Source organism: Streptomyces sp. WZ.A104 (assembly GCF_002382885.1).
Lineage (GTDB): Bacteria > Actinomycetota > Actinomycetes > Streptomycetales > Streptomycetaceae > Streptomyces.
In genome coordinates, this window is record NZ_NWVL01000086.1 from 15,277 (window position 1) to 31,443 (window position 16,167).

The 16,167-nt window shown below is 72.1% G+C and carries 14 protein-coding genes and 1 pseudogene; 11 read left to right on the forward strand and 4 right to left on the reverse strand.

From position 1 onward, the window contains the following. Window positions 1–41: 41 nt before the first annotated feature. Window positions 42–1,673: a S1C family serine protease gene (locus tag CIB93_RS31965; protein WP_096631988.1), complete on the reverse strand. Its 1,632-nt coding sequence runs from the start codon at window positions 1,671–1,673 to the stop codon at window positions 42–44. Between the two features lie 201 nt (window positions 1,674–1,874). Here CIB93_RS31965 and CIB93_RS31970 point away from each other — a divergent pair, with 201 nt between their 5' ends. The 3 genes from CIB93_RS31970 (at window position 1,875) to CIB93_RS31980 (ending at window position 4,732) form a co-directional block, all read left to right on the forward strand. Further along, window positions 1,875–2,717: a glycerophosphodiester phosphodiesterase gene (locus tag CIB93_RS31970; protein WP_096632008.1), complete on the forward strand. Its 843-nt coding sequence runs from the start codon at window positions 1,875–1,877 to the stop codon at window positions 2,715–2,717. A 74-nt stretch (window positions 2,718–2,791) separates the two neighbouring features. Further along, window positions 2,792–3,463 carry an ATP-binding protein gene (locus CIB93_RS31975; RefSeq protein WP_096631989.1) on the forward strand — a complete coding sequence of 224 codons (672 nt, stop codon included), beginning with the start codon at window positions 2,792–2,794 and terminating at the stop codon, window positions 3,461–3,463. A gap of 303 nt (window positions 3,464–3,766) precedes the next feature. Continuing rightward, complete coding sequence (locus CIB93_RS31980) at window positions 3,767–4,732, forward strand: DUF5926 family protein (RefSeq protein WP_096631991.1); 966 nt, start codon at window positions 3,767–3,769, stop codon at window positions 4,730–4,732. Between the two features lie 223 nt (window positions 4,733–4,955). Here CIB93_RS31980 and CIB93_RS31985 read toward each other — a convergent pair whose 3' ends face one another. Together CIB93_RS31985 and CIB93_RS31990 are read right to left on the reverse strand one after the other, a co-directional pair. Next, on the reverse strand, window positions 4,956–5,294 hold the full coding sequence (locus CIB93_RS31985) for a hypothetical protein (protein WP_257002452.1): 339 nt from the start codon (window positions 5,292–5,294) through the stop codon (window positions 4,956–4,958). A gap of 505 nt (window positions 5,295–5,799) precedes the next feature. Then, window positions 5,800–6,552 (reverse strand): bifunctional DNA primase/polymerase, encoded by a 753-nt coding sequence (locus CIB93_RS31990; protein WP_096631993.1) that lies wholly within the window; start codon window positions 6,550–6,552, stop codon window positions 5,800–5,802. A gap of 580 nt (window positions 6,553–7,132) precedes the next feature. Here CIB93_RS31990 and CIB93_RS31995 point away from each other — a divergent pair. Continuing rightward, entirely contained in the window at window positions 7,133–8,620 is a 1,488-nt protein-coding gene (locus CIB93_RS31995) for a PP2C family protein-serine/threonine phosphatase (RefSeq protein WP_179500319.1), read from the forward strand. A 104-nt stretch (window positions 8,621–8,724) separates the two neighbouring features. After that, window positions 8,725–10,206, forward strand: coding sequence for an aminopeptidase P family protein (locus tag CIB93_RS32000; protein ID WP_096631996.1), 1,482 nt, complete (start codon window positions 8,725–8,727; stop codon window positions 10,204–10,206). Window positions 10,207–10,242: 36 nt separating this feature from the next. Here the strand turns inward: CIB93_RS32000 and CIB93_RS32005 are convergent, their stop codons facing one another. Then, window positions 10,243–10,728 carry an ATP-binding protein gene (locus CIB93_RS32005; protein WP_096631997.1) on the reverse strand — a complete coding sequence of 162 codons (486 nt, stop codon included), beginning with the start codon at window positions 10,726–10,728 and terminating at the stop codon, window positions 10,243–10,245. A 290-nt stretch (window positions 10,729–11,018) separates the two neighbouring features. Between CIB93_RS32005 and CIB93_RS32010 the strand changes: the two genes are divergently transcribed. The 6 genes and pseudogenes from CIB93_RS32010 to CIB93_RS32035 form a co-directional block, all read left to right on the forward strand. Beyond that, the gene (locus CIB93_RS32010; protein WP_096631999.1) at window positions 11,019–11,873 is read left to right on the forward strand and encodes a hypothetical protein; all 855 of its coding nucleotides are present in this window, start codon (window positions 11,019–11,021) and stop codon (window positions 11,871–11,873) included. 194 nt (window positions 11,874–12,067) lie between these two features. Further along, entirely contained in the window at window positions 12,068–12,823 is a 756-nt protein-coding gene (locus CIB93_RS32015; protein WP_096632000.1) for a YcnI family protein, read from the forward strand. A 44-nt stretch (window positions 12,824–12,867) separates the two neighbouring features. Next, window positions 12,868–13,530, forward strand: coding sequence for an SCO family protein (locus tag CIB93_RS32020; RefSeq protein WP_096632002.1), 663 nt, complete (start codon window positions 12,868–12,870; stop codon window positions 13,528–13,530). Next, complete coding sequence (locus tag CIB93_RS32025; protein WP_096632004.1) at window positions 13,527–13,976, forward strand: copper chaperone PCu(A)C; 450 nt, start codon at window positions 13,527–13,529, stop codon at window positions 13,974–13,976. Before CIB93_RS32020 ends, CIB93_RS32025 begins: the two co-directional genes overlap by 4 nt. 11 nt (window positions 13,977–13,987) lie before the next feature. After that, on the forward strand, window positions 13,988–15,946 hold the full coding sequence (locus CIB93_RS32030) for a copper resistance CopC/CopD family protein (protein ID WP_096632006.1): 1,959 nt from the start codon (window positions 13,988–13,990) through the stop codon (window positions 15,944–15,946). Window positions 15,947–15,950: 4 nt separating this feature from the next. Beyond that, window positions 15,951–16,167, forward strand: a pseudogene (locus CIB93_RS32035) (deferrochelatase/peroxidase EfeB); the annotation flags it as partial.

Sequence of the window (16,167 nt, forward strand, 5' to 3'; positions counted from 1 at the left end):
CCCGGGTGGGGCCGGTTCGACGCTTGGGACAGCCTAGCCGGTCAGCTGTCGCCCTCGCGCTGGCCCAGGGTGACTTCGGCCGTGGCCGTCTTGCCGTCGCGCTCGTAGGTCAGGGTCACCTTCTCGCCCGGCTTGCGGGTCCAGATCTCGCCGATCAGGGTCGGGCCGCTGTCGATCACGGTGTCGTTGAACTTGGTGATCACGTCGCCCGCCTTGAGGCCCGCCTTGGCCGCCGGGCCGTTCGGGGTGACGGCGGGGGTGCCTCCCACGCCCTGGGAGGAGATGGCCGCGCCGCCCGTCTTCTCCTCCATCGTGACCGTCGCGCCGATCACCGGGTAGACCGGCTTTCCGGTCTTGATCAGCTGCTCGGCGACGTTCTTGGCCTGGTTGATCGGGATCGCGAAGCCGAGGCCGATGGAGCCCGCCTGGGACTGGCCGAGGCCGCCGCCGGTCGACTGGATCGCGGAGTTGATGCCGATGACCGCGCCCGTCGCGTCCAGCAGCGGGCCGCCGGAGTTGCCCGGGTTGATCGAGGCGTCGGTCTGCAGGGCGCTCATGTACGAGTTCTTGCTGCTGGAGCCGTCCCCGGATGCCACCGGGCGGTTCTTCGCGCTGATGATGCCCGTGGTCACCGTGTTCGAGAGGCCGAAGGGCGCCCCGATCGCGATCGTCGAGTCGCCCACCGCGACGCTCGCGGAGTTGCCGAGGGGCAGGGGGGCCAGGCCCGGCGGCGGGCTCTTCAGCTTCAGCACGGCCACGTCGTAACCCTGTGCCCGGCCGACCACCTCGGCCGCGTACTTCTTGCCGTTGGAGAACGTCGCCGACAGTTCACCGGCCTCCGCCGCGGAGGCCACTACGTGGTTGTTCGTGAGGATGTGGCCCTCCTTGTCGTACACGAAGCCGGTGCCCGTGCCGCCCTCGCCGCTGTCCCCCTGCGCGTCGATCGTGACCACGCTGGGCAGCGCCTTCGCCGCGACCCCGGCCACCGTGCCCGCGGGGCGCTTCAGGTCCCTCGGGGTGTCCGACGCCGAGATCGTGGTCGAGCCGCCCGAGGTCCGGCTGTCGTTGCGGTCGGCCGCCCAGTAACCGAGAGCGCCGCCGATACCGCCCGCGACGAGCGCCGCCACCGCGACGGCCGCCACCAGCCCGCCGCCCCGGCGCTTGCCGCGCGCCGGTTCGGAGCCGGGCGGGACCGGAGCGCCCCAGACCGGGCCGTGGCCGCTCCCGTTGCCGATGCCGCCGGACGCGTGACCGGCGTCCCCGCCGGCGTACGACGGGACGGTCGGCGGGGGCGGCGGCCAGGCGGCTGCGCCCGCGGGGGGCTCGGGCGCCGCGCCGTACGGGGAGTGCTGCGGCGGGTGTGAGGGGTGGGGGGCGTGGGGCGTTGTGGGGTGGGAGGCCGGGGCGCCCTGGTGCGGGGCGCCCTGGTGTGTGGGGTCGTGGCGCGGGGCTTCCGTCTGCGCGGGGGCGGCCGGTGCGGTGGCGTCGCCCGGCGTGTCCTGGGTGGTGTGTGTGGTGTCCTGGGGCGGAGCCGGCGGTGACGAGGGCGACGACGGGGGTGTCGCTCCGTCAGGGGCCGGCACGGGAGTGGCGGCCGGCACGGGAGGTGCGGACGGAACGGACGGCGCGGCCTGTACCGCGTTGTCCTCGTTGCCCTCGTTCTCGGTGCTCACAGCTCTTTGCTCCTCGGTTCCACTCGGCATCCAGTCGGTCTTCGGCAGGAAATCCGCTGTGCACGTGTCTGCGGTCAGCTTTTCCCACAGCGCGTCGGGTCACTGTAAGCAGTACCTGTGCATCCGCACACCAATCTTTACATCAGACAAAACAGACCTCCAGGGTGACATGTGCTCACCCACCCCCGTGGCGGTGACACCATGGCGCGGGTGACCCAAGCACGACAGCGCAGCACGCACACCTCGATCCAGGTCGTCGCCCATCGCGGCGCCTCCGACGACGCCCCCGAACACACCCTGGCCGCCTACCGCAAGGCGATCGAGGACGGCGCCGACGCCCTGGAGTGCGACGTCCGGCTGACCGCCGACGGGCATCTCGTCTGCGTCCACGACCGGCGGGTGAACCGTACGTCGAACGGGCGCGGCGCCGTCTCGGCGCTGGAGCTGGCGGACCTCGCCGCCCTCGACTTCGGCTCCTGGAAGGACCGTGAGGAGTCCCCCGACTGGGATCCGGTGCCGGGCGAGCTCACCTCCGTACTCACCCTGGAACGGCTCCTGGAGCTGTTCACCGAGGTACGGGCGACCGGGCGGCCGCTCCAGCTGGCCATCGAGACGAAGCACCCCACCCGGTGGGCCGGACAGGTGGAGGAGCGGCTCCTCCACCTGCTCAAGCGCTTCGGGCTCGCCGATCCGCCCGCCGTCGCCGACGAGCCCCCGCCCATCCGCATCATGAGCTTCTCCGCCCGCTCCCTGCACCGTGTCCAGGCGGCGGCGCCCACGCTGCCCGCGGTCTATCTGATGCAGTTCGTCTCGCCCCGGCTGCGGGACGGGCGGCTGCCCGCCGGGGCCCGGATCGCGGGACCCGGCATGCGGATCGTGCGCAGCCACCCCGGCTACATCGAACGGCTCCACCGCGCCGGGCAGCGGGTGCACGTGTGGACCGTGAACGAACCGGCCGACGTCGAGCTCTGCGCCGAACTCGGCGTCGAGGCGATCATCACCAACCGCCCCAAGCAGGTTCTGTCCCAACTGGGCCGCATTTAACACATAAGCGCCACCCGACACCTCCCGTTACGGGGAGTACACCGGCGCACTCGCTGTGCATTCGATCGTTACGAGTGCGTCACCAGCAGCGCTTTGGCCGGTTTCCGGTCCAGCTCAGTGGGGCATCCAACCCGTGGCATGGGGCGAAGGAGGTCTCGGGGGTGGCGTTGGTGGTGGCACAAGAGGTGCCCGCGTCGTCGAGCATGGCCGTTCCTCATGGCCCTGCCGGCGTGCGGCAGGCACGACACCGGATGCGTGAGCAGTTGCGCGGCAACGGGGTGTCGGACGCGGTCGTCGACGACGCCGTTCTGATCCTTTCCGAACTTCTCAGCAACGCCTGTCGGCACGGCAGGCCCCTGGGGCGGCACGCCGACGTCGGCGACGGCGACATCCGCGCCGCCTGGCGGGTGGACACGCACGGCGGCCTGACCGTGGAGGTCACGGACGGCGGCGGCCCGACCCGCCCCGTTCCGGCAACCCCTTCGGTGACGGCCCGCGGCGGCCGGGGGCTCAACATCATCAGCGCCCTGGCCCAGGAGTGGGGCGTACGCGACAACGCCTCCGGCGAGGTCACCGTCTGGGCCCTGGTCTCCTCGAAGAAGCCGCCCGGCGTCGGTGGACCGCCCGGAATCGGTGGCCCTCCCGGCATCGGCGGGCCGGTCGGCATCGGCGGGCTGCCCGGCGTCGGCGGGCCTGCCGGCTTTCCCGGGCTGGACCTCTCCGAGGCCTTCGACGACGTCGGCTGATCCGGACGACACGGGCCGCCCCGGGTACCCGCCCGCGACCGGCGCGGGCCGAACCCGGGACACCCGCCCCGAACGAGACAACCCGCCCCCAAGAACCCGCGCCCGACGGACACGACCCACCCCGGAGACACCCGGGACACCCGCCCCGGTCGCGGCCCGCCCCAGGGGCACCCGCCCCGGGCGACCGCCCGTCAGCACGCCCCGTACGCCGCGCGGTGCCGCCGCATCCTCCCGGGCCGCTAGGCTCGCGCCGATACCGCTCTGTAGCACCGTCGTACCGTCGCACTCGGGAGAACGCCCAGCATGGCCAAGAAGCGCCCTCAGTCCAAGGCCGGGAAGCAGCAGCTCAAGGACGGTGAGATCCCGGTCGTCGGGGCCCGTGAGCCCTGCCCGTGCGGTTCGGGCCGTCGCTACAAGGCGTGTCACGGACGCGCCGCCGCCCAGGCCGTGACCGAGCTCGTGCACCGCCCCTTCGAGGGGCTCGCGGGCGAGTGCGACTGGGTCGCGCTGCGCGAGCTGGTGCCTGCCGCCACGGTCGAACTGACCCTGAAGGACGGGCTGCCCGAGGGCGTTCCGTCGGTGACGCTCGCGACGGTCCTGCCGATGGCGTGGCCCGCCCTGCGCCGCGACGACGGTTCCGTCCTGCTCGCCCTGCAGAACGACACCTCGTCCGGCGACCTCAGCCGCGACCTCGCGGACACCCTCCAGCGGGCCCTGGAGGCCGAGCCCGGCTCGCCCGTGGCCGCCCGCCGGGTCCCGGCCGACGGCCCCCGCCTCCAGGATCTCCTCGCCCCCGACGCCGCGTTCGAGCCGGACGTGCACACCGGGTTCGAGTTCTGGGTGCCCGACGCGGAGAACGCGGCACCCGAGGTGTCCGCCTCCCTGGAGCGCGCCAACGCCGCCGCGATCCCGACGACGCTGCTGTCCGGCGTCGATGCCGCGTACTGGTGCGAGACCCCGGAGAAGAACCACCTGCGCTGGGTCATGCCGCACCCCGAGGAGCAGCTCCTCGACGCGCTCGCCCGGCTGCACGCCGCGGGCGCTTCCTCGCTCGGCGAAGGCACCCGGCTCGTCGGCTCGTTCCGGGCGCACGGGCTGGTCGTCCCCGTCTGGGACCTGCCGAGCTCGATGGGCGCCGAGGCCTGCGAGAAGCCCGCCGTCGCGTTCGCCGAGCGGCTGGCCTCCGCGCTCGCCTCCGACGCCCCGCTCACCGCCGAGGAGCGGCGCGCCCGGAGCGGGCTCACCAACCGCCAGGTGACGCTCAGCTGACACGGGCAAGGAGCCGCCGCAGACGGTGACCCGCGTCACAACCCACCGTACTCGTAAGTAAATCCCTGTCCCTACAGGCGAGATCGAATTTGCGAACGGCAGATCTCTTGTTACGGTTCTAAAAGCCCGGTCGCTGGTGCATCCCCCGTCGCCAGCGACCGGGCGTCCTCGTCTCCGGCCGCGGCCCCCGCGCCCGGCCCCGGTACGCCACCGTCGGCGGTGCTCAGCCCGTCGCGGCACCCGGGTCGGCGGACGCCCGGTCGGACCCGGCGCGGAGCAGCAGCGGCGCCTCCTGCACCGGCCCCGCGCCCACGAACTCCGCGACCGCCCAGTACGCCGAAGGCTTGTCGGCCGACGCCCCGTGCGGCGTCTCGCAGCTGCCCGGCTCGTCGTGCGCCGTCGGCGCGCAGTGGAGCTCCACGGTCCGGCCGCCCGGGCCCATCAGCGTGAGCACGGACCGGAGTTCCTCACCGGTCGTATTGCGGTAGTACGTACGCGCCCAGGTCTCGCCGCCCCGGGCCATGACGCAGGTCTGCGCCTCGACGCCCTCCGGCGCGACCACCTCGGGGCCGCACCGGGTGACGTCAGAGACACCACCGGGGTCAGCCGGGCGATCAAATTCAGACAGGGGTCCGGCTTCTGCGCCCGTTTTCGATGGTGATTTCCGCAACACCGAAGAGGAAGGGGCACTCACATCTCCGGATAGTTCATCAGAAAGCTTTCCTTGATAACTTTCTGGCGAAGTGCCAGGGGATTCCGCATCGCCCGCACGGCCCTCCACGACAACCGGAGTACCCACGGGATCCGCGGATGCAATCAGGGGAACCAGGCACGCGGATACGACGACAGCCGTGAGGCCGATCATGCGGAGATTCATGGTGGCCCCACCTGGCGACTGCGCGAATTCTGACGACGGGGCGACGATATCGGCGGAATGCGCGCCGCCGGGCCGCCCCGCACCCGCACACCGCGGATCCGGCCCCGGCTCACACCCGTACGAGTGAGCCGAAGACCGTGTCAGTACGCCAGCCAGTTCGCCCGGTCGGTGCGCCCGTCGGCGCATGCGGTCAGTACGCCAGTCTGCTTCCGCCGCCCGGGGCGCCCGTGCTGGCCTCGACCAGGGCGTCCAGGACCGCCTCGACGTCCGGGAGCCAGGGGGCCGCGGCCGCGGGGGCCCCACCCCTGACCCGCCGCCGGGCCGACCGCGGGCCGACGGAATCGGAGGCGGAGGCGGAGGCTCCGGTCGGCGCGGGTGGCCGCTCCCAGCGGACCTGGCCCGTGCCGATCGCGGACGGCGGCAGCACGAGATAGCCGCCCTCGCCGTGGAACCGGAGCGAACTGGGCACCCAGTCCTTCGCGTACAGCAGTTCGCCGAGCCGTTCCAGGGTGTACGGGGCCACCAGCAGCGACCACCGGGTGGGCGTCGCCACGACGGGGCCGAGCCGCATACCGAGGGCGTCCAGGGCGCTCAGCGCGCGGGCACCGGCCACGGCGGGCAGGCTCACCGCGCAGGGCGCACGGCCGCCCGTCGCCAGCAGCACCGGGGCCGTGGGGCGGTTGGTCCACCACCAGCGCACCATGCGTTCGTCCGTGGTCGCCGCCAGCAGTCCGGGGTCGAAGGGGTGTGCGCCCGGTACGGCGCAGTCGGGTTCGGGGCAGGCGCAGCCGCGCTCGCCGTGCGTCGCGGCCGACGCCGTCCCGGCTCCGGGGAGCACAGGCCACCGCCAAACGGTGGCGCAGGTCAGGGCCGCGTCGAGCCGGGCGGCCTCCTCCTTGCGCCGGAGCCGGAGCCTGCGTCGCCTTCCGAGGATCTCGCGCATGAGCGCTCGTTCCTTTCCGTTGAACGCCGAGTCCACATGACACCACGCGGGTGTGACACCACGTGCGTATCTCTTCGCTGTGCGTACGTACTCATCAGTTCTGCGGTACGGGGCGCTACGGGCGTGCCGTCAGTACCGAGCGTGAGCCGAGCCGAGCCGAGTGGAACCGATCCGAATAGAACCGATCTGGGGTGGAACAGAGCCGAATCGAGCAGAGTCGAGCGGAGTCGAACCGGGCGGGTCGAGCCGGGCCGGCCACCGAGGGACGAGGGTGCGTGCGCCTCGCCTGCCGTCCCCGGTGCGAACCCCGCCGCTCGGGGCGGAGGCGTCACCGTCACGGGTTAGGACGCCCGAACCCGCCGCCGGGTTCCTGGGCGATGGCCCGGGCGATCACAACTGCCCCCGCGCATCAACGATTACGTACCCAGCATGCCCGGAATGACGCTCCCCCGGCGACCAGACGCCGAAGGTGCCCTGCTGAGCAGCCCCAGTCGATCGCAAATAGCGTCCATGGGGTGCAATTTTTGGCCAAGTTAACCGACACTGGGAGAGCAGGAATCCCCCGAACCCCGAGGGGACAATGCTGGACATCGGGTTACTTGTGCGTGTACATGTGGATGCACTGATAGTGGCGCAGAATCACATGGGGGTTTGCGATGCTATTCGACGAATCGCACCGGTCGGAAAGCTGGCTGCCATGAGCGCCCCACACCTGCCGAAAGTGGCTGGAATCGATCCAGAGGTTCCGGTTTCAACGCAGGCTCCCGCTCCCCTGACGGAGGTCCCGGCAGCGCCCGGAGCCTTCATCCAGGACCGGCTGGCAGGCTGGGTCTCCGACCTCACGACCCTGCACGAACTCACCGAGCGGCTGGCCGCGACGAGCACCCTCGACGACGCCCTGCACGAGCTGCTGCGCGCCGGAGCCGCCCTCGTCGGCGCCCGCCGCGGCCTGCTCGTTCTGGAACCGGCGAACGGTGAAGGCCCCTCCGCCACCATCGGCCTCGGGCTCGCCCACGCCGACCTCGGGTTCATCGAGACCGTGCCGCGCGGCTCCACCGCCCTGGGCCGCATCCTCGACGGCGCCCCCGGCACCGCGGACGGGGTCACCAGCCCCGACCTGCCCGGCGACCGGAGCCTGGACCCCCGCCACCGCGAGGTCGCCGCCCGCCTCGGCTACGCCGCGAGCTACGCCCTCCCCCTCTCCTCCGAGGCGGCCGGACGCCTCGGCGCGGCCGCCTGGCTCTACGACGAGCCCGCCGAGCCCACGCAGAAGCAGCGCCACCTCGTCGGCCTCTACGCCCGCTACGCCACCGAGCACCTGGCCCGCCTGACCGAGCTGGAGCGCGCCCGCGCGGACGTCGCCACCGTCGCCGAGGAGCTGCTGCCCAGCCGACTGCCCCGGATCGCCGGCGTCCAGCTGGCCGCCCGGCGCCGGACCGGGCCCCGGGGCGGCGGCGACTGGTACGACGCGCTGCCGCTGCCGGACCACACGCTCGGCCTCGCCGTGGGCTCCGTGGGCGGGTCCGGGCCGAGCGCGATGGCCGCGATGGGCCGACTGCGCGCCAGCCTGCGGGCGTACGCCGTGATGGAGGGCGAGGACCCCGTGGCCGTACTCTCCGATCTGGAACTGCTGCTGCGGCTCACCGAGCCCGCGCGGACCGCGACCGCCCTGTTCGCCTACTGCGAGCCCGCCGCCCGCAAGGTCGTGCTGGCCGGGGCCGGGCACACCCCGCCGCTGATCCTCGGCGACCGGCGCTGCGAGTACGTCGAGACCACGCTCTCCGCCCCGCTCGGGATGCTCGCCTGCTGGGAGGCGCCGAGCGTGGAGTTCAGCCCCGCCCCCGGAGAAACGGTGCTCCTCTATACCGACGGGCTGCTGCGCCGCACCGGCGACCCGATGGACCGCGCCTTCGCCCGGCTGCACTCCGCCGCCGCTTCCGTACCGAAGGCCGAGCGGCACGATCCGGCGGCCGTCGCCGACCACGTCCTGCGGACGGTGCTTCCCGACGGCCTGGACAGGAACGACTCCGCCGAGGACGTCGTGATCCTCGCAGCGCACTTCGAGTGAGCCTCCCGCGGGCTTCGCGGTAATAGGTCCTTGGACCCTGGGCCCCCTTCCGTACGCCCGTACGATGGGTGATGGTCCAGCGTCGTATCAAGGAGATTCACATCGTGTCTGAGGAGCTCATCCCGGAAACCCCGGAGCAGGAGACCGAAGAGAACGAGGCAGCAGAACCGATCAAGCAGCGGAAGAACGGCCTGTACCCGGGCCTCTCCGACGAGCTTGCCGAGAACATGAAGTCGGGCTGGGCCGACACGGAGCTGCACGACCTCCAGCCGATCGCCCAGGCCGAGCACACCGCCGCCCGGCGCGCCGCGCTCTCCGCCCGGTTCCCCGGCGAGCGCCTGGTCATCCCCGCGGGCAACCTGAAGACCCGCTCCAACGACACCGAATACGCCTTCCGCGCGTCCACCGAGTACGCCTACCTCACCGGCGACCAGACCCAGGACGGCGTCCTCGTCCTGGAGCCGACCGGCGAGAACGGCCACGAGGCCACCATCTACCTGCTGCCCCGCTCCAACCGGGAGAACGGCGAGTTCTGGCTCGACGGCCAGGGCGAGCTGTGGGTCGGCCGCCGTCACTCCCTCGCCGAGGCCGAGCAGCTGCTGGGCATCCCCGCGAAGGACGTCCGCGAGGTGGCGGCCGCGCTCACCGGGGCCACCGGCCCGGTCCGCAACGTGCGCGGCCACGACGCGGGCATCGAGGCGGCCCTCGCCGACAAGGTGACCGCCGAGCGCGACGAGGAGCTGCGCGTCTACCTCTCCGAGGCCCGCCTGGTGAAGGACGCCTTCGAGATCGCCGAGCTGCAGAAGGCCTGCGACGCCACCGCGCGCGGCTTCGAGGACGTCGTCAGGAGCCTGGACAAGGCCGAGGCGACCAGCGAGCGCTTCATCGAGGGCACGTTCTTCCTGCGCGCCCGCATCGAGGGCAACGACATCGGCTACGGCTCGATCTGCGCCGCGGGCCCGCACGCGACCACCCTGCACTGGGTCCGCAACGACGGCGCCGTCCGCGCGGGCGAGCTGCTGCTCCTGGACGCCGGGGTCGAGACCAACGACCTCTACACCGCCGACGTGACGCGCACCCTGCCGATCAACGGCACGTTCTCGCCGCTCCAGCGCAAGATCTACGACGCGGTCTACGAGGCCCAGGAGGCGGGCATCGCCGCCGTGAAGCCCGGCGCGGCCTTCCGTGACTTCCACGACGCCTCGCAGCGCGTGCTCGCCGAGAAGCTCGTCGAGTGGGGCCTGCTCGGCGACCTGACCGTGGACAAGGTTCTGGAGCTGGGTCTCCAGCGCCGCTGGACCCTGCACGGCACCGGTCACATGCTGGGCATGGACGTCCACGACTGCGCCGTCGCGCGCACCGAGGCGTACGTCGACGGCATCCTGGAGCCGGGCGTCTGCCTGACCGTGGAGCCGGGGCTCTACTTCCAGGCCGACGACCTGACCGTGCCCGAGGAGTACCGGGGCATCGGCGTCCGGATCGAGGACGACATCCTCGTCACCGAGGACGGCAACCGGAACCTCTCCGACACGCTGCCCCGCCGGGCCGACGAGGTCGAGGCCTGGATGGCGCAGCTGAAGGGCTGACCCACCGCCGTACCTCTCGGGAGGGCGCGCCGCTCACTACACCGTGAGCAGCGCGCCCTCCTGCCACTTCAGGACCTTGTCGAAGCTCACCACCGCGCCGCGTCCCGGCCGGTTGGCGAACTGGACGTGATCGGAGAGCTGCTCGATCAGGTCGAGGCCACGCCCGCTCTCGGCGGCGCAGGAGATGTGCGCGGCCGGGCGGAGCACCCGCACAGCGGGGAAGCCCGGCCCGGAATCGCTGACCTCGATACGGCATTTCTCGCCGTCCAGATAGGCCGTGACCCGGTACTGCCCGGAGTCCGGCGGGGTCCTTCCGTACCCGGAATCCCCCGGCTCCCCGAGAGCCGTCCGCTCGCCGCCGTGCTCGACGGCGTTCGCACAGGCCTCGCTGAGCGCCAGCGACAGGTCGAAGGAGACGTCCGGATCGACCCCCGCGGTTTCCATGGTGCCGAGCAGAAAACGACGGGCGAGCGGAACGCTCGCAGCTTCGCGCCGCAGATGGAGAGACCACCAGATGCTCATGTTCCAGCCTCCTGGCTGCGGCTCGACGTACCGATACGTGTATCCGCCCTCGGCACTTCGTAAGCACGGATCGGGCCGGAGAGCGCTCGTTCGGCGGATGCGGATATTCGGACGGCCGGTGTATGGACCGCCCGGGCCGGTGGTCAGGGCGGTCCCGTACCCGTTCCCGTAGGCGTCCTTGGTGCGTACATCCCCCGCGAACAGGCGCAACAAGCACGCTTGGGGACGGAGGCTGATCTTCCGGACCTGCCGTGCCGCTTCCGGGGGCGCAGTGCGATGATGTCCCGGCCATGTCCACGCCTCTCGCACGCGCCGGAGCCGGTCTGCGGCTCATGAGGGCCGCGGTGTTCACCGCGGTCTGCGTCGTGCTGTCCGCGGCCGGGCATGTCCTCGCCGCCGGCTCGGCCGTCCCCGCGTGGACGCTGCTCGCCGGATTCCTCGGCGTCCTCGCCGTCGCCGTGGCCCTCGCCGGACGGGAGCGTTCCCTTCCGTCGATCACGGGTGCGCTGGCGAGCGGCCAGATCGCCCTGCACGCCGTCTTCGCGTACGGCAGCCACGGCAGCGCTCCGGCCGCCTCGGCCACAGGCGGTGACAACTCGCTCATCCGGTTCGCCGCCGGGCTCGTGTGCGGGGCCGGGGCCGGGCAGCTGGACGCCGCCGACGCCCATCGCATCGTCTCCACGGCGGGCATCGACCCCGCCACGCTCACGCAGGGCCACGGCCACCTCGCGTCCGCCGGAGGAGCCGCGGCGGCCACCGCTGCGGCCGGGGACGGTACTTCCGGCATCGCGGCGGTGTGCGCGACGGTGTCCGCGCTGCTGCCGAGCCTGCCGATGTTCGTGGCCCACCTCCTCGTCGCGCTCGCCACCGGCTGGCTGCTGCGGCGCGGCGAGATCGCCCTCTTCCGGCTGGCCCGGCTCTCCGCGCACAGCGCCCAGGCGCTGGCGGCCGGGGCCCGGCTGCGGTCCCTGCGGAGTGCGCTCGCCCTCGTCCGCGCGCTGCGGGCCGGATCGCGCGAGCAGCTCACGGCCGGGCCGCGTGCCGTGTGTTCGTCCGACGACGCCGCCCCGCCCGCGGCCGGGAATCCTCTCCAGCACCTGGTGATCAGGCGCGGGCCTCCGGCCCCGTACGCCCTCGCAGCCTGACGCGACACCTCTCCCGTATCCCCCGTAACCGGACGACGGTCCTGTTCCGTGCGTGGCCGGACGACGGTTCGGTGCGTAATCCGGACGACGGTTCGGCACGGAGCCGGAGAACGAGGTGTCGTGATGCCGCCGCGCACCCGCGCGCCGGACCACCATGTTCCGCTTCTCTGTCTTCCTGTGGAGTGATTCCTGCCATGAAGCTTTCCCGTATCGCCCTCGTCGGCGGCGTCGCCGCGTCCACCGTCCTGCTGATCGCCGGCCCGGCCGCCGCCCACGTCAGCGTCCAGCCGCAGGGCGAGGCCGCCAAGGGCGGTTACGCGACGCTCAACTTCAAGGTCCCCAACGAGCGCGACCAGGCCTCGACGGTGAAGCTGGAGATCAGCTTCCCGGCCGACCACCCGCTCTCCTCCGTGACCCCCGAGGCCGTCCCCGGCTGGGACATCAAGATCGACAAGAGCAAGCTCGACAAGCCGCTGGAGGTGCACGGCAAGAAGATCACCGAGGCCGTCTCCAAGGTGACCTGGACCGCGGACGGCAGCGAGATCGAGCCCGGCTACTTCCAGCAGTTCCCGGTCTCCGTCGGACAGCTCCCCGAGGACGCCGACCAGCTCGTCTTCAAGGCGATCCAGACTTACGACAACAAGGAAGTCGTCCGCTGGATCGAGGAGCCCAAGGCAGGCGGCGAAGAGCCCGACAGCCCGGCCCCCGTCCTGAAGCTCTCCGCCGCCTCCGACGACCACCACGGCGGTGGCGCGGCCCAAGACACCAAGGACGGCGACGACCACAAGGCCGCCGACAGCGACGCCTCGGCGAAGGACAGCGGCGACAAGAGCCACGCCGCGTCCTCCGCCAGCGACACCACGGCCCGCACCCTGGGCATCATCGGCATCGTCATCGGCATCGCGGGCGTCGCGTTCGGCGTGCTCGCCGGGCGTCGCCGTACAGCCTGACCTGCCGGTTCCACCACCCGCACCACACTCAGGACACCCCTTTCATGCGTAACAGCAAAAAAGCAGTGACGGCCGTGGCGTTCGCCGCCGCGGCCGCACTGGCCCTCTCCGCCTGCGGCTCCGGTGACGACGGGACGGGCTCCTCGTCCATCGCCGACGTCAGCGCCGCACCGAAGACCAAGGCCGCCACCGTCCTCGACCAGCCCTTCACCAAGCCGAACCTCGTCCTCACGGACACGAACGGCAAGGAGTACGACCTCCGCGAGGCGACCAAGGGCAAGCCGACGCTCATCTACTTCGGCTACACCAACTGTCCCGACGTCTGCCCGCTGACCATGAGCAACATCTCCCTCGCCAAGCGGGAGCTGTCCAAGGCCGACCAGGACAAGCTCCGGGTCGTCTTCGTCACCACCGACCCCGAGCGCGACACCCCCGCCTCGCTCGGAGAGTGGCTCAGGGCCCAGGACCCCACCTTCACCGGCCTCACCGGCGACTTCCCGACCATCCAGGCCGGGGCGCGGCAGATCGGCATCGGCATCGACGCGCCGAAGGTGGAGAAGGACGGGACCGTCGTCTCGATGCACGGCGCCCAGGTCATCGCCTTCTCCCCGAAGACGGACAAGGGGTACGCCCTCTACGGAGAGGACACCACCGCCGAGGAGTACGCGAAGGACCTCCCCAAGCTGATCAAGGGGGAGACCCCGTGAACCGCCGCCGCACGGCCCTCGCCGGCGTCCTCGCCCTCACCGCCGGGCTGGCACTGGCGGGGTGCTCCTCGGAGAGCAAGCCCGAGCTGAAGGTCGTCGACGCGTATCTGCCGCAGCCCGTCAGCGACATGGCCGCCGGTTTCCTGGTCGTACAGAACAGCGGGGACACCGGCGACCGGCTCACCTCGGTGACCAGCCCGCTCTCCGACGACGTCTCGATCCACGAGACGAAGGACCAGAAGATGCGGAAGGTCTCGTCCTTCGAGGTCCCCGCGAACGGCGAGCTCGTTCTCGAACGCGGTGGCAACCACATCATGTTCATGAAGCTCAAGCAGAAGCCCAAGCAGGGCGAGAAGGTCTCCGTCGAGCTGCACTTCGAGAAGGCCGACTCCATCACGGTCGACCTGCCGGTGAAGGAAACCACCCACAACCCGAAGAAGCAGTGAGGGACTGAACCGTGACTGCCACCGCCCCACGCCTCGGACGGCCCCCGATACGACGGCCCGTCGCCGCCGCCGCACTCCTCGCCGCCCTGGCAAGCCTGGTGTTCGGGCTGCTGCTGGCCGGCGCGGGCCCGGCGTCCGCGCACGCCGCCCTCACCGGGAGCGACCCGCAGGACGGGGCGGTGGTGGCCACCGCGCCCAAGGAGGTCACCCTCACCTTCTCCGAGGCGATCGCCGTCGGCGACGGGTCGATCCGGGTCCTGGACCCCAGCAGCAAACGCGCCGACACCGGCGCCGAGCCGAAGGACCTGTCCGACGGCTCCACCGTCCGCTACGGCGTCGAGCTGCACCCCGGGCTGCCGGACGGCACCTACACGGTGGCCTGGCAGGCGATCTCCGCCGACAGCCACCCGATCTCCGGCGCGTTCACGTTCTCCATCGGCGCCCCGTCCGACACCACGGTGGCACTGCCCTCCCAGGAGGTCGGCGGCGGACCGGTCGGCGTCGTCTACGGCATCGCGCGGTACGCCGCGTACGCCGGGTTCGTCCTGCTCGTGGGCGGCAGCGCCTTCGTCCTCGGCTGCTGGCAGCGCGGTGCGTCCGCCCTGCCGATGCAGCGGCTCGTGGTGCGTGGCTGGGTCACGCTGACCGCGGCGACCCTGGTCATGCTGCTGCTGCGGAACCCGTACACCGGCAGCGGCAGGTTCGCCGACGCCTTCGACCTCGACGGGCTCCAGTCCGTCCTGGACACCAAGCCCGGCGCCGCCCTGGTCTCCCGGCTGCTGCTGCTGGGAGCGGCCGCCCTGTTCATCGCCGTGCTGTTCGGTACGTACGCCCGGCGCGAGGACGAGCGCGAGAAGAAGGACCTCACCTTCGGTCTGGCCGTCGGCGGCGGGGTGGTCGCCGCGGGCATCGCCGCCACCTGGGCCATGTCCGAGCACGCCTCGACCGGCATCCAGCCGGGCATCGCCATGCCGGTCGACGTGGCGCACCTGCTGGCCGTCGCCGCCTGGCTCGGTGGACTGGCCTCGCTCCTGGTGGCGCTGTACCGGACGCCGGAGATCGGGAGCGCGGCGGTACGGCGGTTCTCCACGGTCGCGTTCGGCAGCGTCGTGGTCCTGGCGGCGACCGGGATCTACCAGTCCTGGCGGCAGGTCGGCTCCTGGTCGGCCCTGACCGGGACCCGGTACGGACAGCTGCTCATCCTCAAGGTCGCGCTGATCGCGGTCCTGCTCGCCGTCGCCTGGTTCTCCCGGCGGTGGACGGGGCGGCTGACGGATACGGCGGTTGGTTCCTCCGAGGTTCCGGACGACGAGGTCCCGGACGACGACACGGACGGTTCCTCGGACAGCTCCTCGGGCGAAGCGGCCGAGTCCGAGGACGCCCGGGCCGACGTCGATCCGGAGCGCGCGGCCCAACTGGCCCGGCAGCGGGCCGCCCTGACCGCCACCAAGAAGAAGCGGATACGGGACGCCGACGCGGAGCGCTCCGGGCTGCGCCGCTCGGTCCTGGCCGAGACCGCCGTCGCCGTGGTCCTGCTGGCCGTCACCACCCTGCTGACGTCCACCGAACCGGGCCGTACGGAGGAGGCCGCGGGTGGCACCTCCGCGGCGGCCGCACCCGCCGCCGGAACCCCCGTCAACCTGAGCATGCCCTTCGACACCGGCGGACAGAACGGCGAGGGAACCGTCCGCATCGACATCGACCCCGGCCGCACCGGCTCCAACGAGCTCCATGTGTGGATCGACGGCAGCGACGGCAAGCCGATGGACGTCCCCGAGCTGAAGGTGGCCCTCACCCTGGAGGCCCAGGAGATCGGCCCGCTGCCGGTCGTCCCCGACCGGCTGGCCGAGGGGCACTGGTCGGCGAGCGGCGTACAGATCCCGATGGCGGGGGACTGGAAGATCGAGGTGACGGTACGGACGTCGGACATCGACCAGGTCACCATCGACAAGAACGCGAAGATCGGCTGAGCACGTGAGCAAGACCAGTAAGCAGGCCCCGGGCCGCGTCGGTACGAGCGCCTCCCCGGGAACCAGCGGCACCTCTGCCCCGGGCCCCGGCACCACGGACTCCAGCCCCGGCGTCTCGCGACGGCGGCTGCTGGGCACCGCGGGCGCGGCGGGCGCGACCGGGCTGGTGCTGGGCGCCGGGGGCGGCGCCGCCGGGTACGCCGCGACCCGCCCCGACGCAC

Coding starts and splice junctions, on each gene's coding strand:
- CIB93_RS32005 (WP_096631997.1), bottom strand. CDS start 10,728: ATGAGCATCTGGTGGTCTCTCCATCTGCGGCGCGAAGCTGCGAGCGTT.
- CIB93_RS32010 (WP_096631999.1), top strand. CDS start 11,019: ATGTCCACGCCTCTCGCACGCGCCGGAGCCGGTCTGCGGCTCATGAGG.
- CIB93_RS31995 (WP_179500319.1), top strand. CDS start 7,133: ATGCTGGACATCGGGTTACTTGTGCGTGTACATGTGGATGCACTGATA.
- CIB93_RS31980 (WP_096631991.1), top strand. CDS start 3,767: ATGGCCAAGAAGCGCCCTCAGTCCAAGGCCGGGAAGCAGCAGCTCAAG.
- CIB93_RS32020 (WP_096632002.1), top strand. CDS start 12,868: ATGCGTAACAGCAAAAAAGCAGTGACGGCCGTGGCGTTCGCCGCCGCG.
- CIB93_RS32015 (WP_096632000.1), top strand. CDS start 12,068: ATGAAGCTTTCCCGTATCGCCCTCGTCGGCGGCGTCGCCGCGTCCACC.
- CIB93_RS31970 (WP_096632008.1), top strand. CDS start 1,875: ATGGCGCGGGTGACCCAAGCACGACAGCGCAGCACGCACACCTCGATC.
- CIB93_RS31990 (WP_096631993.1), bottom strand. CDS start 6,552: ATGCGCGAGATCCTCGGAAGGCGACGCAGGCTCCGGCTCCGGCGCAAG.